Source organism: Brevibacillus sp. NSP2.1 (assembly GCF_000470975.2).
Classification (GTDB): Bacteria; Bacillota; Bacilli; order Brevibacillales; family Brevibacillaceae; genus Brevibacillus; species Brevibacillus agri.
The window spans coordinates 1868337-1888453 of record NZ_CP048274.1 but is presented as its reverse complement, the minus strand read 5'-3'; the positions used below and the strand labels follow the sequence as shown (position 1 = coordinate 1888453).

The 20117-nt window shown below is 49.6% G+C and carries 27 protein-coding genes; all 27 read right to left on the bottom strand.

What is annotated here, in order from left to right:
• Nucleotide 1: 1 nt before the first annotated feature.
• Nucleotides 2-649 carry a putative phage tail protein gene (locus M655_RS09435; RefSeq protein ID WP_051353894.1) on the bottom strand — a complete coding sequence of 216 codons (648 nt, stop codon included), beginning with the start codon at nt 647-649 and terminating at the stop codon, nt 2-4.
• Nucleotides 646-1755, bottom strand: a complete 1110-nt coding sequence (locus M655_RS09430) for a baseplate J/gp47 family protein (RefSeq protein ID WP_026557449.1) — start codon at nt 1753-1755, stop codon at nt 646-648. Before M655_RS09430 ends, M655_RS09435 begins: the two co-directional genes overlap by 4 nt.
• A complete protein-coding gene (locus M655_RS09425) occupies nt 1752-2192 on the bottom strand; it encodes a DUF2634 domain-containing protein (RefSeq protein WP_026557450.1) in 441 nt (146 codons plus the stop codon). Before M655_RS09425 ends, M655_RS09430 begins: the two co-directional genes overlap by 4 nt.
• Complete coding sequence (locus M655_RS09420) at nt 2189-2614, bottom strand: DUF2577 domain-containing protein (protein ID WP_026557451.1); 426 nt, start codon at nt 2612-2614, stop codon at nt 2189-2191. The genes M655_RS09425 and M655_RS09420 overlap by 4 nt, the downstream gene beginning before the upstream one ends.
• Nucleotides 2611-3600, bottom strand: a complete 990-nt coding sequence (locus M655_RS09415; RefSeq protein ID WP_026557452.1) for an XkdQ/YqbQ family protein — start codon at nt 3598-3600, stop codon at nt 2611-2613. Before M655_RS09415 ends, M655_RS09420 begins: the two co-directional genes overlap by 4 nt.
• A 10-nt stretch (nt 3601-3610) precedes the next feature.
• A complete protein-coding gene (locus tag M655_RS09410) occupies nt 3611-4183 on the bottom strand; it encodes a cupin domain-containing protein (RefSeq protein WP_026557453.1) in 573 nt (190 codons plus the stop codon).
• Between the two features lie 54 nt (nt 4184-4237).
• Nucleotides 4238-4519, bottom strand: coding sequence for a heavy metal-binding domain-containing protein (locus M655_RS09405; protein WP_035422757.1), 282 nt, complete (start codon nt 4517-4519; stop codon nt 4238-4240).
• A gap of 58 nt (nt 4520-4577) precedes the next feature.
• Complete coding sequence (locus M655_RS09400) at nt 4578-6920, bottom strand: phage tail tape measure protein (RefSeq protein ID WP_026557454.1); 2343 nt, start codon at nt 6918-6920, stop codon at nt 4578-4580.
• A 203-nt stretch (nt 6921-7123) separates the two neighbouring features.
• Nucleotides 7124-7555, bottom strand: coding sequence for a phage tail assembly chaperone (locus M655_RS09395; RefSeq protein ID WP_026557455.1), 432 nt, complete (start codon nt 7553-7555; stop codon nt 7124-7126).
• 27 nt (nt 7556-7582) lie between these two features.
• On the bottom strand, nt 7583-7996 hold the full coding sequence (locus M655_RS09390; RefSeq protein ID WP_005836779.1) for a phage tail tube protein: 414 nt from the start codon (nt 7994-7996) through the stop codon (nt 7583-7585).
• Nucleotides 7997-8007: 11 nt separating this feature from the next.
• The gene (locus M655_RS09385) at nt 8008-9420 is read right to left on the bottom strand and encodes a phage tail sheath N-terminal beta-sandwich domain-containing protein (RefSeq protein ID WP_026557456.1); all 1413 of its coding nucleotides are present in this window, start codon (nt 9418-9420) and stop codon (nt 8008-8010) included.
• On the bottom strand, nt 9421-9624 hold the full coding sequence (locus M655_RS09380) for a YqzN/YkzM domain-containing protein (protein WP_026557457.1): 204 nt from the start codon (nt 9622-9624) through the stop codon (nt 9421-9423).
• Nucleotides 9614-10081, bottom strand: coding sequence for a hypothetical protein (locus M655_RS09375; RefSeq protein ID WP_026557458.1), 468 nt, complete (start codon nt 10079-10081; stop codon nt 9614-9616). Before M655_RS09375 ends, M655_RS09380 begins: the two co-directional genes overlap by 11 nt.
• Complete coding sequence (locus tag M655_RS09370; RefSeq protein WP_026557459.1) at nt 10074-10619, bottom strand: HK97 gp10 family phage protein; 546 nt, start codon at nt 10617-10619, stop codon at nt 10074-10076. Before M655_RS09370 ends, M655_RS09375 begins: the two co-directional genes overlap by 8 nt.
• Nucleotides 10619-11005, bottom strand: a complete 387-nt coding sequence (locus tag M655_RS09365; protein WP_026557460.1) for a hypothetical protein — start codon at nt 11003-11005, stop codon at nt 10619-10621. Before M655_RS09365 ends, M655_RS09370 begins: the two co-directional genes overlap by 1 nt.
• Nucleotides 10993-11310 (bottom strand): head-tail connector protein, encoded by a 318-nt coding sequence (locus M655_RS09360; RefSeq protein WP_026557461.1) that lies wholly within the window; start codon nt 11308-11310, stop codon nt 10993-10995. Before M655_RS09360 ends, M655_RS09365 begins: the two co-directional genes overlap by 13 nt.
• Nucleotides 11294-11467 carry a hypothetical protein gene (locus tag M655_RS09355; RefSeq protein ID WP_005836794.1) on the bottom strand — a complete coding sequence of 58 codons (174 nt, stop codon included), beginning with the start codon at nt 11465-11467 and terminating at the stop codon, nt 11294-11296. The genes M655_RS09360 and M655_RS09355 overlap by 17 nt, the downstream gene beginning before the upstream one ends.
• Before the next feature lie 30 nt (nt 11468-11497).
• On the bottom strand, nt 11498-12484 hold the full coding sequence (locus tag M655_RS09350) for a phage major capsid protein (protein ID WP_026557462.1): 987 nt from the start codon (nt 12482-12484) through the stop codon (nt 11498-11500).
• Nucleotides 12485-12498: 14 nt separating this feature from the next.
• A complete protein-coding gene (locus M655_RS09345) occupies nt 12499-13194 on the bottom strand; it encodes a hypothetical protein (RefSeq protein ID WP_026557463.1) in 696 nt (231 codons plus the stop codon).
• Nucleotides 13169-13402 carry a ribosomal-processing cysteine protease Prp gene (locus M655_RS09340; RefSeq protein ID WP_026557464.1) on the bottom strand — a complete coding sequence of 78 codons (234 nt, stop codon included), beginning with the start codon at nt 13400-13402 and terminating at the stop codon, nt 13169-13171. Before M655_RS09340 ends, M655_RS09345 begins: the two co-directional genes overlap by 26 nt.
• Nucleotides 13403-13456: 54 nt before the next feature.
• Nucleotides 13457-14368 (bottom strand): minor capsid protein, encoded by a 912-nt coding sequence (locus M655_RS09335; RefSeq protein ID WP_026557465.1) that lies wholly within the window; start codon nt 14366-14368, stop codon nt 13457-13459.
• On the bottom strand, nt 14365-15606 hold the full coding sequence (locus M655_RS09330; protein WP_502708198.1) for a phage portal protein: 1242 nt from the start codon (nt 15604-15606) through the stop codon (nt 14365-14367). Before M655_RS09330 ends, M655_RS09335 begins: the two co-directional genes overlap by 4 nt.
• The gene (locus M655_RS28305) at nt 15570-15917 is read right to left on the bottom strand and encodes a phage portal protein (protein ID WP_502708197.1); all 348 of its coding nucleotides are present in this window, start codon (nt 15915-15917) and stop codon (nt 15570-15572) included. Before M655_RS28305 ends, M655_RS09330 begins: the two co-directional genes overlap by 37 nt.
• 15 nt (nt 15918-15932) lie before the next feature.
• Complete coding sequence (locus tag M655_RS09325) at nt 15933-17336, bottom strand: terminase large subunit domain-containing protein (RefSeq protein WP_026557466.1); 1404 nt, start codon at nt 17334-17336, stop codon at nt 15933-15935.
• Nucleotides 17317-18099 carry a phage terminase small subunit gene (gene terS / locus M655_RS09320; protein WP_035422758.1) on the bottom strand — a complete coding sequence of 261 codons (783 nt, stop codon included), beginning with the start codon at nt 18097-18099 and terminating at the stop codon, nt 17317-17319. Before terS ends, M655_RS09325 begins: the two co-directional genes overlap by 20 nt.
• Before the next feature lie 658 nt (nt 18100-18757).
• Entirely contained in the window at nt 18758-18994 is a 237-nt protein-coding gene (locus tag M655_RS09315) for a hypothetical protein (protein ID WP_026557467.1), read from the bottom strand.
• Nucleotides 18995-19129: 135 nt separating this feature from the next.
• On the bottom strand, nt 19130-20065 hold the full coding sequence (locus M655_RS09310; protein ID WP_026557468.1) for a DNA cytosine methyltransferase: 936 nt from the start codon (nt 20063-20065) through the stop codon (nt 19130-19132).
• Nucleotides 20066-20117 lie beyond the last annotated feature (52 nt).

Here is a 20117-nt window from a genome sequence, read left to right as displayed (position 1 = left end):
CCTATTCAGGAACAGAGTAGAACGTGTTGGTCAGAGGGTAGTCCACAGTATTCGTCCGGGCTGCTTCTCCCACCATTACGCTCTCTTTATAAATGCGCCCTTCCAGGTCATCCTCGGCATAAAACTGCCCGCAAATCGGATATTCAACTTCGAAGGAACGAGATGAAACTGATACAGTGATCGCTTCAGGCTTTGTCTTAGCCAAAACCGAAAAACTCAAATGCTTTGGCCGCATTTCGAAAACAGACTCAGCAAGCCGTTCATAATCGAGAAGATCGTCGATATCAACGACCACGTCGAAACGCTTCTCACGTCCATACTCCACAACAGTTGCTTGCTTTGATTTCGTGAATTCCCCTGCTATCTTCTCCATTTCCTTTGGTGTGATAAGCGGAGGTATATTCAGCCGAGACAAAACCCTTGCCCGTCGAGTCTCAATGGCAGTTCCTTCGGGTACCGGAGGGAGTTTTAATTGATTCTCCCAATTCGACAGCCCCCACGTAGCAAGGGTGGGATTCCCTTGCTTGATGACGTCCAGTGCAAAGTCAACACATCGATCCGACTCACTCTCGATCGCACCCAAAATGCCATTGGTAATTTTCGACTTCCTGTAATAAGGCGGAATGAGGAAAATGAGCCGCTGACTCATGCCATCACCTCAAGCGTCACGGAACCAAGAACAGGCACCTCATCGGGCCCGAAAGTGCTGTTCCCTGCCACTCCATTTATTGTCAACCCGTCATAGTCATCGACACCCTTAATCCCTAAGAGGAGAGCGCCTGTTTTTGTCCAAACGACCGGACGTATTGTTTCCTCGGCATCTGTCGATTCAAGAAGGTCCAACAGATACTCGGCCAGTGTAGCTTGATAAGCCGTAGTCACGGTAGCAAGGTCGAAATTCTTTGCAAGCTTAGCCTTGGCGTAGAAATTGAATGTTTTGGGCGTTGCAGCAACCACGAAGATTCCATCATCACCAGGACCAAGCGGACGATTCGCTTGGATATGTGCTCGAGCTGCTTCCACAATCGTATCGTCCGGAGAGGTACCATTCTGGCCGAGCAGCACCACGCGAACGGTGTTTGGACCATCGAGGTTTTCAAAAACCCGCGCTCCGGCAACCCCCGGAACCTCCAAAGCCCATTCAATGTAGTGAGCCGCATTCCCTGATGTCGCCCGGCGCCGCACCTTTTGCCAGTATCGGCTCCTAAGGTCTGGATCGGACTCGTCATCCGCACCGCCTTCCAAATCAGCGAGGAGCTCAACCGATTGCAATCCGTTAATGGTTTGTACAGGCAGGAGCTTCGTTCCAGCTTTCAAATTGCCTTTCTGGCCTGTTTCCTCTGCCTGCAGCAATCCCATTCCAACGCCCGAGCCATCCAGATTTATATCCTCCAGGACAACAAAAAACAGAGGGGCGGCTCCCTCTGTCATGAAACGAGATCCGGAAGAAATCTTATCTCCGGGAATCCCCGTCAGTTTTAATTGTGGCGTGGGGAGCCTTGCCTTTGTTGCGAGCTTCCGTGTAATGCCTTGCGTGCTTACCGCAAGGTCAAGGTTCTCGCCCTCTGCATATTCCACCCAAAGCGCGTAATACAGCGCTCGAATAAATCGATAACCTTCGGCGTGTTCCATGGCGTCTACTTTGAGGAAGTCATACGGGATGCTCCCTTCCTCCACATTCATAGGCCCAGCGATAGACAAGTACTTTGCCACAAGCCTGTTAAAAATTTCGTCTTCGGTTGGAATTGTCATCATTCGATTATCACCTCCTGCGGGATCGCCCCCTGATCTGTGACAAGCAAATAGCCGATTTTCAGGCCAGCTCCAATCCATTCAAATGAGAAGCCCTCACATCGATCGATACCATACAGAAACTCCACGGCTTCCCGAACAAGGCGCTTTGCTTCTACCTGTTTCCATTCCCGAGTACCTTCGCCCCTGATCAACTCCTTTAATTCATGGCCGTAAGCGGAAGTATAAATAGGATAGGTGTAGCGATCTGTGCTCAGCGCCTTCTGTGCATTTTGTTTGAGAGCCTCTACTCCATCGATAATGATCGGTTTACCGTTCGGGTGTAAGAGAAATTCTCCCTGCTCAATGTCAAATGCGTAAGTACGTAGAGAGGGTTGCTGCTTAGCTTCTGTTGCTTGCGGTTGTACAACCTGATCGATAATTTCAGGGAAAATGCTCATGGCCGCACCACCCTATCAATGATGTAATAACGCGAACCGACCGATGCAACAAGCACCCTGTCCCCTTTTTTAAGGACATCCTCAAACTTCAACTCCACAAAGTTGTAGGAGAATTTTGTGAGCTCAGGTGATGGCGAATCGTCATCCGTATCCAGAAGGTCCTTTTCCGTCTTGTCCCCCAGATTACGCTCTTTCTGCTCTTCATGAATGATGGTGACGATCCGCGAATGCCTTGTAAGGTGCTCAGCGATCATAAGAAAATCCTTACCGAATGGTTTGTTTATGCCATCGATAAGGATTGACAGGTTGGGGGGCGGGGTCTGCACGGTAGCCAATTCAAGGCGCATTTCTTTCGGGACTGAATTTGCATCTGTCTTGTTCGGCCCTCCAAGCACACGGGCAAGTTTTTGAAACCCGTTCACGCACCACTCACCTCCATCTGCAGCTGCAACTTCATTTCATGATAGCCTGGGCGAATCGTATGGCTATCGCCCCAAACAGTATAAATCCCGTTCAACTGCGTGATTTCCTCAAACACCTCGATCTTTGTACCAGCAATGATATCGTCGATTCCCAGCGAACTGATGGAAGCTTCGTCTTTTATCTTGTTCAGGTTGCTCAATTCCTGCTTTGCAAGAGAGGAGGCTGTCCCCTTTTTCTCATCCTGAACCTCGATCACTTTAACCATTTTGCCGTACCGCTTGGCGTTGGTCTGATCCACCAGCTCATACAAAATCGCGCTGCTCTCGTTGTCACTGCCCACCACCCTGACCGCCGTTCTCATTTCGCTGATGGAGCGTTTACGGCTAGCATCAAGTAGGCTGGTGCCCTGACTGATCTTCCACTGCTTTGTCTGGCCCCTTTGGGTTCCCACGAACACTTTCCCTTGCTCAAGCCAGCACCAGTAGCGAATTCCGCTGCTGCGATACACCTGATTTAAGATGTCCACCACCGCATCCCAAAGGCTTTTTCGGATGACCTGTTTCTCAACGTATGGCATCTGGCCGATTTGACCGATTGGGATGCCCACTTGCTGGAACATCCTTGTCAGCAGCACATCGGATCTTTCCCCGGTTGTGACCTCCACCACGTCGTTATTCAGAAGGTAAAAGCCGAGATCATACGCGACGGGATTGATATCACCCTTTGATGTTTTCCCGAGATCTACAATCATGCCAGCAAAAAGTGAGCGAGGCGCGCCAGAAAAATAGGAGATCAGTTCCATCAAGTCGCCTTCTTCAACATCAATCTTCGGCCAGAACCTATCCCTTCCCCTGTTTGTTTTCACCGCCAATGTCCGCTTTGCTTCTTGCCGACTGCCCGACCATGTGGCTTCAGTGAAAGGAATTCGTTGAGCCGTTTTACCGGGCTTTTGAATGCGAATCTCGTATCGATAATTGGGCTGCATGGCGGACACCTCACTTCTTCAGCTTTGGCTTCCCACGGGAAAGGTATTGGTCAACCAAGCTCTCTTTTTCTTTATCCTTTGTGGACGATACCTTCGCTGACCGAGTATCGGGGCGTATTTTCCCACCGTTCACTGTCTGGAAGGAAATATTCACATTGGTGCTTTCCAACGTAATAAAGCGGTATTCCTTCAACGTCAGACTGAATTCTATGTCAAACCCATCCCACTCGTGAGAAAAGTCTCGTATGGTGGCCGGAGTGTTAATGGAGCTTCCGGTGACTGTAAAGCGGATCGGATAGCCTGAGTTCTTCCATCGTTTGATCGTCTCGACAAACTCCTCCGGGGAAGGGAATCCATCATAGTCACATATCCCAGGGTCGTATGTTTCCGGCCAGATGGTAGAGAAAGAATACTCGTCCAGTTGCGGGTCGCCGATGATCGTCGCTTCGCCAACCGTGACCAGCTCGATGTCGGTATAGGAATGACCAATCTTCACGGATATCTTTGGCGGCAGGACAGGCAAACGGAGTTTCTCTGCGTTATTGTTCCAGGTCAACCAGAACTCAAGATGTTTGGATTTCATCTCACCTACCCCCAATAGAAAAGACGCCCTACATTGTGTAGAGCGTCCTCCTGATTATTTGAATTTTACTGCGGTGCCGTAACCAACCTGATCAGTCCAGTTTATTGCGTTTATCCTAACGTCATATCGGAATCCGAGAATTGCATCGGCGCCCATTTCTTTGGCTTTCTTTGCAAGTTCCTTGGCAATTACCTCGGGGTTAGGATCATGAGCCTTGATTATCGTTGCGGTCACCAGCCCGATCGGCTCAAAAGGCTTGTCAATTGTTTCGATCGTGGTTATCAACATGTCTATGGCCTGATCTACCGCTTCCTTTTTGCCCCCAAAAATACCCAAGCAAAACACCTCCAAATGTGTCTGGAGAAATATTCTACTTGATGGGAATAAAACCCTTCTACTCGAGTACAACCGTACCGATTCCGACCAACACATGCTGTACCTTTTCGGCAAGAGTATCCGCAATTTTCTCGGAAAGAGCATCCAGATCCTCTTTACTGTTTATGTTGGAGGTTTGTAATGTAACTTGAATAGTCGGTCGGAAATCAACGTATGTTGAACCGGCATTTTGCTCTCCAACTGCTGCCTGAGCAACTCCTGTATTTGCGAGAGAAGGTGTATAGCTTGGCACCTTGCTAAATGAATCTTCCATAGCAGTCGCAAGGGAATCGCCCGAAGCCTCAACACCGATCGCCATCGTCTCGGGAATAGCCATACCGCTGTCTGTGAGTCTGGAGAACGGTCCCAAATCTGCGTCTGAGTGAGGGAGGAACTGGTCAGCCCATTCAAACACTTTGGAGATGGCGTCGGCGACTTTATCCTTCACGGACAATATCCCATCCACAATCGTGGTGATGATTTTCTGTCCGCTCTCAAATAAGCCGCTGATCCATCCACCAAACCAACCGTCGATCGTTGTGAATGCGTTCAAGAAGGTGGTCTTGATGGTCTCCCATGCCCCAGACCAGTTACCCGTAATGAACTGAGTGAAAGCAGTAAAGATGCCTTTCCAGAAAGCAATCACGGTATTGAGGTAGGCTGATATGCCTTCCCACACTGCAACTCCTGCGTTCTTTACCCATTCCCACCCAGCTACCAGATAGGCGCTAACCATGTCCCAGTTCTCGTAAAGCCACCAGCCGACAGCAATCAATGCAATGACCGCTGCTATTACCAATAGGATCGGCCATAATGCACTTAGGGACGCCAATCCGAATCCACTCATGACACCACTTAAAGTCGTGACTCCAGCTACCAAAGTGGGATATATCCCCATCAATAATATTAAGGGGGCTACCAGTAAAGTTACCGCAGTTACAAGCATCAGAAATGACACCGCAACTTTCGTGATAAAGGGATGCTCCTTGGTAAAATTGCCAATTCCTTTAGCGATCCAAGCAAGGGAGCTTACAATCGGCTTTACTACATCCAGTACCGATTCACCTACTGGTTCGATGGCAAGTTGCATTTCGTTAGCCATAGCCTGCCACTCATTTGTTACCTGACCTACTATTTCGCTTGTCGTGCCCGCAAAGTCTTCAAGGGGTCCAGCATTAAGCATGGCGTCCAAAGCTTGCCGTCCAACATCTTCGTAGGGCCCCTTAAAAATAGCAGCCATTGCTTCGTCTTGATTTGCTTTGTCCTGAACAGAAGCTATTCCAGTCATGATTGTTGCAATAGCACTTTCAGCTTCTTTCCCACCTGCCTTGAGCTGATCAATCAACTTAAATAGCTTATCTTTGCCAAATAGAGGCTCAAGCGCAGCAAGAGCTGACTCATCCAGAGCTTTATTCAGGTTTATACCAAAGCCTTCCTTGAATGCATCCCCTAACTTGTCAAAGTTGAATGCTCCTGCCTTAGCCCCAGCCACAAACATTCCTAACATTCTTTCAGCACTGATTCCGGCTTCTTTGAACTGAGGGGAATATTCCCAAATGGTATCAAGCAAGTCATCTGCTTTGTCACCGACCCTTTGGTAGGCTGCCGTGATCATGTCCAGCCCTTTAATGGGGTCTGTGGCCCATTGCCCCTGCATCATGTCGATTGCCTTAGCGATCCCTTCCTGATCCAGCTTCCCAAACGATGCCTTTTCAAGCGCCAGAGCACCTTCAGCAACCTTTCCAATCTCTTCATCTGTTCCATCAAGCAACTGGCGCAGTCGACCATACGCCTCCGCTGCCTCTAATGGGGTTTCCACGAAACCCGATGTAAACAAGTCCTTCACTGTTCCCGAAATGCTTGTCATCTCTTCATCTGTCGCACCAACATTCGCTTGAAGAATTCCAAGCGCCTGATCCATGTTGTAGGCAGAGACTGCTGCAGCTGACAAGCCAGCCGTTACAACAGCTCCACCTGCAGCAGCAAGACCTGCTACTTCCTCCATGTGCCCGGCTGCTTTATCAACATACTCGAGTGATTCTGCCGCCTCATCCCCGGCCTTGGAAGCAGCCCGAAGTGCTCTTTCCAATCGAGTGATATGCTTATCATCGACCGAATCCGCTTCGTGATCCACATCGGCTATTTCGCGAGCCAGCTTTGTAGCTTGCCGATGGGCGTCGTCCATCGCATTGTCCAATTGGGTTATTCCAGCATGATCGATACTATCCAACGCATCTTCCACATCGGTTGCAGCATCTTCAACATCGTCGAAAATGTCCAGAACATCACCAAGGTGTTTCAGAAGGGAGGAGAGCTGCTTGGACATCTTCTCTTGAAACACAAGCGTTGTCGTTAAAGCCATTACCTATCTCCCCCTTCCTCTTCGCCTGCGGCTTTTAATCCGCTCCATTTTCTTTGCCTGCTCGGATTTGCGCTCCATCTCCATGACTGTGGAAACCATGACGAATTGCTTTTCCCGTTCAGGGAGATTCAGAATTTCCGAAGGAAGGCGGTTTTTTTCTTGCCAGATATAAGAATAGAGAGCCAGTTCCGGGCTCTCCTTAATTAGTTTTTTACCTCTTCCTCGGCCTCCTCATCGTCTGCAAAATCACTGATTGCAGCGATCTCTTCATACAACGAATCGATCTCTTTCGGTGAAGGAAAGATGCAAGGCACCACCTCGTGAGCTGCCAGTTTCCCATACTTAGCCAGTACCTGTTGGGAATCGATTCGGAAATTTGTACGATCGGTATCAATGCCGGCAATGATGATTTCTGCCTTGAATCGCAGATCATCGAATTCAACCTTCCGCTCTGCCTTGCTCTTTTTACCGGAGACAGAAACCTTCAATGCTGCTTTGCGGGCTTTGTAGTACACGTCTCCCGGGACAGCACGGATTGGGAGCTTCACGCCTTTTCTCTTCCACTCCCATTCCCCTTTTGCATCGACCTGGGTGTTCATGCCCAGAAATTCTTCCATCGTGAGAAATTCGCTCATGTATAACGCCTCCTAGTCAAATTGGGATTAATCGATTGGATCGTAATCGTCCACAGTTCCTTCAAGCGATGTATCCTCGTCCAGCTCACCGTGACTCCATTTGGCAATGGACAACGAGTCAGGAGAGAATCCGATAACCGCAACGCGGTATTTACCGGCGATCGGGTCATCAAGCTCACCAATGAAATTCACTTTCCCCTCAGGGTTTTTGGCGAGCTCCATGATGAGCTTTTGGACATTGGATGTCCTTTCAAATGTGGCCGTCATGCTCACGGATGACGAAACGACACGGTGCCCCTTTCGCAGCTTACCAGCTCGCTTGCTTTCGGCCTTGTCAAACTCCTCGGTCAATTCAAAACCAATGCACTCGGTCAATTCGTTCCCGTTCTGGTCGTAGAAATGTCCGTGGGTACCGGAGTAGGTTTGTGCGTCCTTTGACATTATCAGTCACCTCATTTCGCTTTGTTGTAGGTGTAAATCTTCTCGAGTGCATCCTGATGACGGAAGCCAGCGATGAAGTGCCCTGCGTTTCTTGCCGGCGTGTAAATCGGATCTGGTCCGTGATACTCAGGGTCTTCGATGTATTCATAGTCAGCTGCAATAACCTCCAGTGCTGCAAGAGGTCGCAATACTTCCTTCTTGATCATCTGGCAGAATGCCGCGCGGCGCGCCGGACTGTTGCTGTTCGGCTGCTGGCGTACCCACTCCTTGCCCGCCTCTTCTTCCGCATACATGATCGAATGGAAGGTATCCACCACGCGGATTTTCCCGAAGTCCTTGGATTGATCGGGTCCCGGAGTGGTGAGCGTATTTACCGGCTCCTGAATGATTACCTTGCCATTGTCCATGTTGAGCATCAGCGTGCCGGACTGTACCAGTTCGATCAGATCAGTTTCATCCCACTCTTTGGTGAGTGCTTCAAACTTGGTCACATAGAGGGCCATTGTGTAGTTAAGAGGCATAGCAGCCATAAGCGAGCCAATAAACACCGCTGTTTTGGCACTTGGGTAGGTTTTGCCCTTCCACTTGAAGCCGCTACCGACATTCACCACAACCATGTTGTTTGCATCTGTGGAGGCCTTTTTGATTGCCGCTTTGTCCTGATCACGCGTAGAGTCTCCGCCGAAAACAAACTTGATGTAATTCCCGAGCACGTTCTGCTGATCCGCCCAATCCTGAGCGGCAGCATTCAATGCCGCATCGGCAATCCCCAATGTGAAGACGCCAAACTTTCCTTTTTGGGTAGCCAGAGCGTTTTGATAAGCGGTATATTTGGTGGCTTCCACAATCTTCCCGCTGTCTCCACCGGTTAAATTCGTCCCCGCGGTTGAATCGGGCAGCTGATCCGCCAGTTTGGTCAGAACGATGTAATCGCTGAAAGCATACGCAGCGACCAGTTCATCCACTGTACCGCCTGTCTGACTGTCAACCAGTTCCGCGTCTTTATAAACCAACAAATCGCGCTTGGTATTGTCCAAAAGGTTGGGCTGCACTACGACTTTCAGGCTGTTGCCAAGCGCGCCTTTATACTTGGCCTCGATTTTCAGGACGTCAGTCGCGCCGCTTTTCAACGTAGCACTCGCAACCTTCGCGCTTTCTCCCGCCACACGATAAAGGAGCACCTCAGTCGGCTGCGGGTCTGCCGCCCATACCAAGTCGAAATCATCGACCTGGCCGAACTTCTTCTCCGCGGCGGTTTTATTTCGGACCGTGATAAACTCTCCGATCGGGCCCCAATCAGCAACGATCGGCAGCGCGAATTTTCCACGCAACCCGGCTGTGGTCTGCTCCTCAATAAACGATTTGAGAAAAGAGTAGGCGCCGGAAAGCACCTTCTCTTCCCCCGGTTGGTATTTACCAGACATCTATTCCACCGTCCTTTCCTTGAACTGCTTTACAAACTCTTCCGCCTCCTCGACTGTCATCTCGTCAAGGGCATCAAAAAAGGCAGCGATTGCTTCCGTCCGATTCAAGCCGAACTTCTGCTCTGCCACCTTCATGATTTGTTCCTTCGCATATTTCACTGCTTGTTGGTCTCCATCTTGGTCAGCGCCTGTTCTACGTGCCACTTGGTTTCCCTCCTTTCTTCAAGGTAGGATCATATCGATTATGAATCACTTCCAACGGGTCGTATTCGATCGGCGTGTACGGGATATAAACCAGATATTTCAGCTCCATTGATTGATCAAGGCCGTCTGGTTTGCTAAAAGTCAGCCGACACTCCCTGATGAATCCAACCTGCTGGCGGTTCGTATCGTAAAGCGGAAGAATCCAACGTCTATCAGCGAGGTCCTGCCTCACTCGTTGCACAATATCCTTCCGTTGGCCGACGTCCTTTGCCAGAAATACCGCATTCAGCGTGACTCTTTCGCGGTAAGCATCGGGCCTTCTTGGATCTGGAACACGCATAGGCTCTTCCACAAACCATGTTGGCCGTGTAAAGTCCTTGGGCGTCGGAAGTTCCTCTGCTCCGATGTTGGTCAAGGAATACAGCCAGTGCCGAATGGAAAGCACATCATCAGCCATTGGGGAACAACCTCCTTGCCAACTCATCGAGCTCTTCTTGCACCAGTTCATCCATGATGGATTCAACCTCAGCTTCCGACCGAGCCAAATAATGAACGCCAGGAATGCGTTTGCCCGTTAATATCATGCCGTAATCCCAGATGTTTGGGTTCTTGCCTGCTGCCTGATCATAAAGAAACTGCACATAGGCTTTCGGATCGTAGATGAATTTTTCGTTATCCCAATGCCCGGGGACGAATTGCCCTTTCCGCTGTGTAAAGCCTTCTTCCACGTATCGGGCGTATTCAAGATGTGTCCCGACAGTGATTTCCGCTTTCGTCCCCCGAAGAATCAGGTCGAAAATGTTGTCTGGATTCCCGATCATAAGCGATTCACGGAGGACACCGTCCCGAACCGGAGCACGATCCTGCGCGCCCCTCAAAACTTGAAACCCTGCCTTTCTGGCTATCCGATCCATTGCAGCTTCGATTTCCCGTTTGCTTTGCTTTTTCAGGCGGCGATACTGGCGCTCCAAGTCCTTTTTGTTGACGGTAGCCATTAGATTTCAGGCTCCTCTCCCGTTGCTGCATCGATCAGGCTGACCACAACCTCGTAGTGATGCAGGCCAGCAGCTCCGTAAACGGGATAAGGTAATCCGACTTGATAGACAAGTCCCGAAAATTCAGGCTGTTCAAGTTGAATTCGCATGCCAGCTTTGATCCCACCATGAAGGGTATGAAGGAGGAAGTCCTGCGACGTTGCCTGCCGCCCTGTAAGCTGCTGAATGCGACCGGGGGAACCAGATACCCTGCAAGGCACGTTCTGGGCCACTGTGCGCCATTCCGAGCGGTCTTTTCCTCCGGTGAAGGGGTCAGTCTCCCCCCCGACATCCAGAAGGGTAAATGAGTGGCACAGAAGCCGTTTGTATTCGGTCAAATCATCCACAGCTTCTGCCCCCGTTTCTTACTGTATTTCAAGAGAATATCCTGCACCTTCGGATCGTTTGACGAGTAGGAAATAGACTCCTGATAGTCCCCTTGTTTCACGCTGGTTACACGCTTTTCCTGCGCCATATCCTTCGCAACCATGGCCGTAGCCAATCGCAATTCGTCAGGCACCGGGTCAGGAAGATTCACCTGACCCAGCACATAGATGTTTGCATTCAGAACAACGGAGCTCAGCTTGTCAGGCGACAAAAAAGCCAGTTCAGGAAAATGAGCCAGCAGCTGCTCGTTACTGAGGATTGTCATCGGTCGTCACAGCCTGACTGCCGCCTTCGTCATCCCCGGATGGGTCATCCACAATCTTGTATTCATGCTGGGAGTAGATGACCTCATATGCCTTGCGACTGACTTTCAGTTTTTCTTTACCCTTGCTGATCACAAGGATGTCATTTGGCTTTTTCATTGTGGGGCAACTCCTTTCTCACTGAATTGATTAACCTACGAAGCCGGCAGGACGCAGCACGCCAAATGCAGCTTCCTTGACTACCAGGAATGCCACTTGGAACGTAGCTTTCAACGCAACCATGTCCTGTTCAGCAAGAGAAAGAGGCTTACCATCTGCAGCATTGACGCTTTGCAAGGTAGCCTCTTTCAGGATTTCGTATTCAATTTGTTGCAGAATCCCGACCTTGGACTTTTTGTAGTCGCCAGCAATGAGATCGGCTTTTGTTTTGTCCCATGCACCATTGCGGCAGTATTCGATCGGAAGAGCGTACAGAGAATCTTCAGCAACCCCTTCGCGGACGGAAGTCAGATAGAGCGGATCGCCCTGGCTGTTTTTCAGACCGCGCAGAGAAGATTTCAACCCGAAGTGGGCAGCGAAGGCGCGTGGCTCTTGATCATCAGCTTCAATCAAGGCCATAACGCTGTTCACATCATCTGCAAGGTTTTGTCCTGCTACCGATCCGCGGGTAAAGGTGTTGCCGGAGTTGACCGCCGCAGTCAGGATGTTGGTTGCAAACGGCGATTCCGTACCGATGAAGGCAGCTGCATCCAACTTGGTGTAGAACGCTTCGGCGATGTAAGGCTTCAATTCCTCGAAAACGTCAATACGCGGGCGGTTGAGTGCTTCCTTCGACATCGGAATGATGACACCCAATTTTTTCGCCTGCAGTGTTACTTGTGCCCAGGTTGCTTTGGATGTTTTGATCCGCTCTCCTTCACCGACCCAGTAGGCACCCGGGCCATCGAGCAGGACGGGAATCTTCTTTGTGGCTGTGGTCATTGGTTCCAAATCTGCAAGCTTCATGATCGCAGAGCCGCGAACCACGTCCTTGACGATGTCCGCTGCGGTTTCATCAGGAATCAAGCCGGTCAGTTCCGTGCTGAGGGTAGCCCCTTCTGCAAATTTTTGAATGTCAAACGAAAAGGCTGCGGCCATAGCCATTACCGGCATTACGCTCATTTGTTTTTTCATCATGGATAGGTTCCTCCTTAGATACGCTGCATTTTTCGCAGGTCAGTAATGTTTGGAATCGTTGGTTTTTGTTGCGTTGACGGTTTGGTCTGTGGCGTGGTGCCCCGCGGCGTACCATCTGATTTGAGCCAAGGTTTTGACGTGATCAACTCAGACACATGCTTGTCGATGTTCTTGATCTTTCCGCCATCGGTGACTTCGATTTTAGACAGATCAGCCAAGCGAATCGCATCAGCCAGTTTGTCAGGATCGACGCCTTGTTTAATGGCTTCCACGATAAAGGAATTTTCAATGCGGAGGGATTGAATGGTACTGTTGGCATTTTTCAGGTCGGTTTCCCGTTCTGTCAGCTTTTGCTCCGCCGTTTTTTGTGCTTCCAGCTGTTGTTTATGGGCATCAACAATCCCTTTCAGATCATCCGCTTTCTCAATGCCCAAGCCTTTCAGGAAATCGCTGACTGCTCCTTGCAGAGCGGAATCGTATTCCTCTTTTGAGGAAAAGGCTACCGCAGGTTTACTGCCTTCCCCTCCCTTATCGCCTCCTGCAGCAGCTTGACCGCCTCCTCCATTGGAACCAGCAGCTGCTCCGGTACCACCACCACCATTGTTCCCGGCCTGTCCACCTTGACCACCTCCATTCCCGCCGTCACCGCCGGTAGCACCACCTCCTTCGTTGAATCGTTGAAATTTAAAACTCCATTGCGTCTTTTTCATTTTGACTATCTCCTTCCTCAGATTGAATTTCCAAAGAAACGTATTCGGGGTATTGCTGTGCTACAGCTTGGATGCCCAGCAATGCTGTCTGCATGATTGTGGAGATTGCAGCACAGACGATGTCTTTCCCATGCTCTGCATAACCCGCATGGCCCACGGCATGAATCTTCATTTCGCCATTATCCAGGTACGCTTTGACCTTGATCACATCGATGCCCCCTCCTTTCCAAGCAACAAAAAAACACCTGATAAATAGGTGCGTTTAGGTTGCTATTCCCTTTGCTTTTGCCCATTCTTCGTAGTTGCGAGCTGGTGTATAGCCTCGCTCTTCCTTGCCAATACGATAGGATCGCTCGCGCTGCAGCTTCTCAAGCACAGCCGACTTGATGACAGGTCTCCAGTACGATCGGCAGTTTGGATGATTGGGGATGCGCTCGCCCTCACGTCCGGGGTTCTCTGGCGTGTCGTAATCAAGCGGATATCTTTTCCCGTCAGCCTTTCGACATTGGGAGGAAGTCCTCTTATCCAGTGTGGCACAAAATTCTTTCTCGCCAATGATGTCTGAATTCGCTTGATAGGCGGTGGACTGCCCCTGTGCTGCTGCTCTGTTCAACTCGGTGCGTGCCAGCCGGAGAGCATTTGACCAGCTCTCTGACGTCCGCAGCGTGATTTCTTTGGCTGCCCTCGTAACGCCCCATCCCTGAACCGCGGCTTGCGTGATGACATCTTCCATCGACGCCGCCAATAAATCAGTGCGCAATCGAATCCGCTTCGAGAAGTGCCTGCCCTCCCACGGCTTTTCGATGGCTGCAAAGATCATTTGCGAGTTTACTTGCGGAAGCACCACACCGATTTCAAAATCTTGTTCAAGAAAATACAGGTGGTGGTAAACGCTTCGCTTGTATTCTTCGCTCCACACAATGCGGAGTTGCTGCTCCTCTTCGTCACGGAGGCTGTACAGAATGGTGCGAATGCTGTCCATGATTTGATCCAGCCGCGAGGCATTGTAAATCAACGAGACGAGATCCTGACCGCTTTCGTTATAGCGGGCATACAAGTCTGTAATCTCTTTGACGATACTGGTGTTCGCTTTCCCAAACAGCTTTTTGAGCCGCATGCCATGCTTTGCAATCCGCGCTTCTAGCTCCTCTTGGTAGCGTTCCTCTCTGCTCATGTAGCATCACCCGGCGGGTCATTCCCGCCATCATCATTTTCGCCGCCGTCACCGTCAGCATCATCCTCTTCATCTACAGCCATAGGATCAAGCAACGCCATACGACGCTTGGACTCCTCTTCCTGTTCCGCCAGAACCTTGTCACGGGAAGCTTTCGGATCATCAATGAATGGCAGGAGAGCCAACCGCTCTTCATGCGACACCTGACCGACAAGCTTGGTCACGATATCTACCATCTCTACCAGATTGACAGGCATGTTTTTGCTGAACCGGATATCGATGTCTTGGTAGTCCCATTGTTTCTTGTACTTGGCATTCAGCATGCCCGTCAGGATGCGGATGCGGTTTCTGAATCCTTTTCCGTATTGACGCATTTTCAGGCCAGCTTTGATGTCAGCATGGTAGAAGATGATCTTTAAGGCAATGCCAGAAGGCGCAGAGCCAACTTGATCAGGCCGAAGATGCGGCGTTCCCGATTGATCGAGAAGGGATTCAATCAGCCGGTTGATGGTATTTTCCTCATGGGTATCTTGAAGGTCCCACGTGATAGGCACCGCCTTACCTCCGATGAGGATTTGAGAGGTTGCCCACATTTTCGCAAGATACTGCTTTTTCCTCTCCGTGTCGGTGATCAGATTTCCCTCTTCGTCATAAAGCAGTAACTCGTCCAAATCGAGATCTTCAAACAGCACCTTCGGATTTTTGAAGTATTCCTGGACGTTCACCTTTCCGGTTACCGCTTTATTTATCGCATCCATGAGGTTTTTCAGATCGGCCAGATCACCCATGCCTTCAATCAAACCATCATCACGGTATTGTTGGTGTTTACGCCGCCGGTTCACGTAATGTGTCCAGGGCACAACCGGTTTCTGCTGGAGCTTGCCGTCTTGGTCCTTGGCTAATACAGTCACCTGATGTGCGACCGGATTGACCTCTCTACTCGTATCCAGTACGAGCGCGGCGCCCTCCTGCCGAAGATAGGTAATTTCGTTTTCGTCGTACACCTCGACGATAAGCGATTTTTCATTTCGTTGCATGTCGGTCAGATAATAATAGCGGATGACCGCGATCAGCTTGGCCTTCACTGTTGTGTCATAAACAGCAATGCACTCATCCGCTTTGAACTCGGTCATACAAATTTGGCCATCTTCGTCAAAATAATAGTATTCAAAGACTTCTCCATCGATAGAGCCGTCCTCTATCAATTCGTAGGACAAACTCTCTTCATCGTTGTCCACCAGAACCGCCTGCAGCTTTTCCGTATACTCATCGATGCCATCTTCTTCGACGTTGGCGTATAACGGATCGGATTGCTGGCGATGTAGGCAGTCCCAAAGTCGATGATCTTGCGAGCGAAATTTATCACAATTCGGTTGTTCGGCTTGCCCTTTTCCTCTGGCTGCTTCAGGATGTCATGATCACCATCCACGTACTTCCTCATCAGGGAGTAGTCCTTTTGCTTGTGTTTGGAAATCAGATCGGATACCCAGCGCCAAGTATTGTTGGCTTTGTTCTCCTCGTAAAACTGCTCAAGCAGCGTTGTTTGCATGCTTTTTCACCCCCTTTACGCCGCATCGTCGGCAACTTTCCACGGAATCACTTTGAACCGGGCTATCAGTAACTGATGGAATGTCTTGCTGTTCCATACGAGGTACCTCAGGGCGTCCATAGAGTGATCGTTTTCCTTGAGAGGAATCTCCGCTTTTTCCCCAGACGCTCCTTCTGGATACCGGTAGTTTGTCAGCTCCTGAATCACATCTTTCAGGTGATCGCTGATAAAGATGTTTGGCCGTCCGTTGTCCGTTTTCACCGTAAACAGCGATGCAACGGCACGGATACCAGGCTTTAGATGCTTCTTGGCCGCTTTAGCCGGCAGGCCGTTCGTCTGATAGGTCTTGATGTTACTCGGGTCCTCCTCGTCACACCAAAACAATCTGATCTTCCACTTTTTCATCAGCTCTTTATCCTGAGCCACCCAGCAATTCGGATCACCCGGAATGAGGATTTCCATCTGACGCTTATAGATGGCATCGACGATCCACAGTTCCCCGTTGGCTGTCATGGCACCAACCAATGTCACACCGGGATTTGTAAAGCCCCAGTCCTTACCGGCCTCAACCAAAACAAAGTCGCCGTTTTCAAACTTCTGTCGGCAGAGGGATTGCGGGACAACGTGAACAGAGCGGTCAAACTCTTCATACACCTGCCCAAAAAACACATCGAACCGGGCGAAAATCTCCCGGTCAACATAACGCTTCGGCATGGTCTCGATCATGCGCTGTATATTCCGCTGCAGCTCAGGCAGTGGATTGTCTTTGCTGGTCCAGTAGAAATTTCGCCACTCAGGATCGTTTCGGTACTCTTCCAAATGCCCTCCAGCTGGCGTGTGTTGACCGTTCAAGACAATTTCATGATAGAACCAATTCATTCCCTCCGGCGTGGTCGTCCAAACGCTCCATCCGCCTTTATCAGCGAGAGCATAGGAGAGATAACCACTCCAAGTATCGGCCTTCATTTTCGACGCCTCGTCCAGCCACACCCCACTCAAACCTTTACCAACGAGTGTTTTCGGTCTGTCGGCGGACTTGAACTGAATGAGAATGTACCCTTTCAACCAGATGCGGTTTTTTGACGCGTCCCAATTCTCAATCATCTCTTCCGGGATTACCGCTGCCAGCTCTTCCTGCTGAATTTCCGACATGGAGTAGGTCGGCGATACGCACCAGTATTCCAGCCGCGGCTTCGGCTTTTTCATGACTTTCAGGTTACGTGGAGGCTTATACGGCAGTCCCTTTCCTGACTCAATGTCAGCCAGGATGTTATCGAAGAATTTGCGTGCCCCTACGTTGGTCTTTCCACCACGACGACCGCAGTTCATGACCACATTTCGAGCGTCGCACTCCATGACCTCAATCTGTTTTGCATGAGGAGTCCAATCCGTGAAAGGATCAAGCATTAGGCTTGTCACGTGACCACCTCCGCACGATGATTTCCTTCTCAGGACCACCGCCATTGTTGACCAACTGCGCCTTCAATTGAATGGCCTTTAATTTTTTGTCCTGGACGCGGGTCAAGGCTTCTTCCAAAGCGAGAATATCCTCGATTGCTCGGTACTCGGTCTCCTCGATCTCCGTTGTGACCAGCTCGTCGCGGGAACGGATGAAGGTTTTCGTTTCCCCGGATTTCTCGTCATGAACTTGCACCGGCTCTTTGATGGTCAATCTCTCCTGGAGGACACGCCGTTGCTTCTCGGTCAGTCCTTCAGTCAGTTTGCGAATGCGCATCATCATCTCGCGTTCACGCCAAGCCAGCAAACGAATTTCATCATCTGCTTGGCTGACAGGATTGAGGTCGATGCGATCAAGCACTTCCGCCTGCTCAGGAGTCAGAGCGTCCATCCATATTGATTGATGTTCCCCTGTCCTCACCGCATTGGTGTTTCGTGGCGGAGCCCCGCCGCTGTTTCCGACAGCATTTTTGTTCCCGGGGGGAGCGCCCCCGCCGTTTCCTACGGCGTTCTTGTTGCCTTTCGGCGCGCCCCGTTTCTTTGTTGTACAACTTTCATCAGGTGATTGTTGTACAACATTCCATTTGTCACGCTGCTTCCACACAGCAATGACCTTTTCATTCTCTCCAAGCATTTCCGCGATCTGGCGATTTGTTATGTCTCCGTTGTGTTCAAGCCAAATCTTGTATGCTTTATCACGATTGGGATTTCTTTCCCTCGGCATTACATCTCACCCCACCTCCGGACTCGATTTTGTGTTGTGTTGTTTTCAAAAAAGAAAAAGGCTCCACCTATGGAAGCCAAGATTTTCCTCCTCTTAAATTCGGTTTCTTTTTCTCTTCAACTCCCTCAGTTATCAATTTACTCCCATATTCATCCGTTGAGTCACTTACATATTCCAATGTCCAACCACACCATTGGCACGGAATACTATACGAATCCCTTTGCGCACTTTTATATTCCCAAAAAATATTGTTGATTGCTTTACAATTGGAACAGGTAACATTTCCAGTCATCAAAAATTACCCCCTATACTAATAGTTTGGTCATTGTAAGTCCTTCAACAAATAAATATCTTTCGGAAACATCCTCCATACAATTTAAATAAATTTGTTTAATAAAACGAAAGTATTTATGAGGTACTACGGTAAAGGCCAATGAAACTCAGTTACTCCGTTATTTGCGATTCCATATCGTCGGCCACATTTTAAACATTGTCTTAATTCAATTACTAGCAATCCATATTGAGGATGCCTAACTTTTTGTGAATTCACGATACCATAGTCTGCAGAACTACAATTCGGGCTAGGGCAAGTAAGTGTTTGTGCATTCATTTTCAATCCCTCCTGTCTGCATATTTCGACAGGAGTAAAACATTTCCTTTAAAAAAATCCATCCTTCTGCAGCTCAATGTCAAGTTCAATCAGCTTCTTCAAATCGTCAACCGTTTTGATCTCGATGTGACCGGATTGGAAGTCTTTGACCCATTTGCCGATGGCAGCTTTGACGACTTTCCTGTACTGCGCCTTTGATTCCAAGATGCTTTCCAACACTTCAATTTCATGCTGTAGAAGCAGGTCGTCAGGAACAGAAGGAGAACATTCGTTTGCTTTTTTCATTGAGACACCCTCAGCTTTCCTGTAAAATGGAAAACGAGATAGCGAGTTCAGGAATCTGCGGCCGCAGGGTTTCGCTATCTCTGCCGGGGTATCTCGGTGGATCTGGGAGGGCGTTGGAGCGTCCTCCCTTTTCATTTACACTCTGGAAAGCCACTGATCGTAGATTGCGCTCGCGATCCCTTTCATCATCAATGGAGGGACAGACATGCCGCACACATATTGAACATCTGCACCCATGAAATCATAATCACGAGGGAATGTCTGAATGCGAATGATGTCCATGTCGCTGATAAAATAGGGCTCATCATAGCGGATAAAGCAAGAATGGCTCGCGATCGTATTGGGGACACGGTCATCCTTAACCAAAATCGAGTTAAAATTCCTGACCTTGCCCTCAATGCGTTCCGTGATATCCCCAAAGCTGTCGTCACGAGGTCGCCGTTTTAACCACCTCTTGTACGTCAAGCTGTTTGGATCAAGCGGTCGCCCTCTACCGGATCGAACCTCTTTGTATAGCACAGGCCGTTCCTGAAATTGTAGGGAAAGCTTTGGAAGCTGCAGATCCCGTCGATGAGCAATGAAAAAAATGCGTTCTCGCTTCTGAGGGACACCCATCGTTGCTGAGTTCAACAAAAAAAGCTGAGCTCGATAGCCCAACTCTTCAAATCTCCGCTTTACCAATGAGACATATCCCTTTGCCAGCCCAATGATCATTCCCCTGACGTTTTCCGCTACGACTACCCGCGGGCGAAGCTTCTCAACGACATCCAGAAAATCAAAGAACAGATCATCCAGCTTTTGTTTTGCCTGACCTTCCCGAAAATGATGTTCCTTGCCCCATTTCTTCTCGCGCTTACCTGCTGTCGAGAAAACGCTGCATGGAGGGGAGCCATCCAGGATATCGAGGTCGAACAGTTCCGCCGGCAGCTGGTCATCAGGAATTTCCTTAAACTCCTGAATCGGCATCTGAAACGGAAAACGTGGTTTGTGATTCCGCTTGTAGAGAGCCATCATTTGCGGGTCGATTTCAACATTTCCCAGCATTTCATATCCAGCCAACTTGTACCCCATGGTCGATCCTCCACCGCAGGAGAAGCAGGAGAAAACTTTGCGCCCATTCTTA

Excerpts from the sequence above, each read along its gene's own strand:
- M655_RS09435 (WP_051353894.1), bottom strand. The coding sequence starts at position 649 with ATGAGTCAGCGGCTCATTTTCCTCATTCCGCCTTATTACAGGAAGTCG.
- M655_RS09430 (WP_026557449.1), bottom strand. The coding sequence starts at position 1,755 with ATGATGACAATTCCAACCGAAGACGAAATTTTTAACAGGCTTGTGGCA.
- M655_RS09425 (WP_026557450.1), bottom strand. The coding sequence starts at position 2,192 with ATGAGCATTTTCCCTGAAATTATCGATCAGGTTGTACAACCGCAAGCA.
- M655_RS09415 (WP_026557452.1), bottom strand. The coding sequence starts at position 3,600 with ATGCAGCCCAATTATCGATACGAGATTCGCATTCAAAAGCCCGGTAAA.
- M655_RS09410 (WP_026557453.1), bottom strand. The coding sequence starts at position 4,183 with ATGAAATCCAAACATCTTGAGTTCTGGTTGACCTGGAACAATAACGCA.
- M655_RS09400 (WP_026557454.1), bottom strand. The coding sequence starts at position 6,920 with ATGGCTTTAACGACAACGCTTGTGTTTCAAGAGAAGATGTCCAAGCAG.
- M655_RS09395 (WP_026557455.1), bottom strand. The coding sequence starts at position 7,555 with ATGAGCGAATTTCTCACGATGGAAGAATTTCTGGGCATGAACACCCAG.
- M655_RS09390 (WP_005836779.1), bottom strand. The coding sequence starts at position 7,996 with ATGTCAAAGGACGCACAAACCTACTCCGGTACCCACGGACATTTCTAC.
- M655_RS09385 (WP_026557456.1), bottom strand. The coding sequence starts at position 9,420 with ATGTCTGGTAAATACCAACCGGGGGAAGAGAAGGTGCTTTCCGGCGCC.
- M655_RS09375 (WP_026557458.1), bottom strand. The coding sequence starts at position 10,081 with ATGGCTGATGATGTGCTTTCCATTCGGCACTGGCTGTATTCCTTGACC.
- M655_RS09370 (WP_026557459.1), bottom strand. The coding sequence starts at position 10,619 with ATGGCTACCGTCAACAAAAAGGACTTGGAGCGCCAGTATCGCCGCCTG.
- M655_RS09360 (WP_026557461.1), bottom strand. The coding sequence starts at position 11,310 with ATGACAATCCTCAGTAACGAGCAGCTGCTGGCTCATTTTCCTGAACTG.
- M655_RS09355 (WP_005836794.1), bottom strand. The coding sequence starts at position 11,467 with ATGAAAAAGCCAAATGACATCCTTGTGATCAGCAAGGGTAAAGAAAAA.
- M655_RS09350 (WP_026557462.1), bottom strand. The coding sequence starts at position 12,484 with ATGATGAAAAAACAAATGAGCGTAATGCCGGTAATGGCTATGGCCGCA.
- M655_RS09345 (WP_026557463.1), bottom strand. The coding sequence starts at position 13,194 with ATGAAAAAGACGCAATGGAGTTTTAAATTTCAACGATTCAACGAAGGA.
- M655_RS09335 (WP_026557465.1), bottom strand. The coding sequence starts at position 14,368 with ATGAGCAGAGAGGAACGCTACCAAGAGGAGCTAGAAGCGCGGATTGCA.
- M655_RS28305 (WP_502708197.1), bottom strand. The coding sequence starts at position 15,917 with ATGCAAACAACGCTGCTTGAGCAGTTTTACGAGGAGAACAAAGCCAAC.
- terS (WP_035422758.1), bottom strand. The coding sequence starts at position 18,099 with ATGCCGAGGGAAAGAAATCCCAATCGTGATAAAGCATACAAGATTTGG.
- M655_RS09315 (WP_026557467.1), bottom strand. The coding sequence starts at position 18,994 with ATGAAAAAAGCAAACGAATGTTCTCCTTCTGTTCCTGACGACCTGCTT.
- M655_RS09310 (WP_026557468.1), bottom strand. The coding sequence starts at position 20,065 with ATGGGGTACAAGTTGGCTGGATATGAAATGCTGGGAAATGTTGAAATC.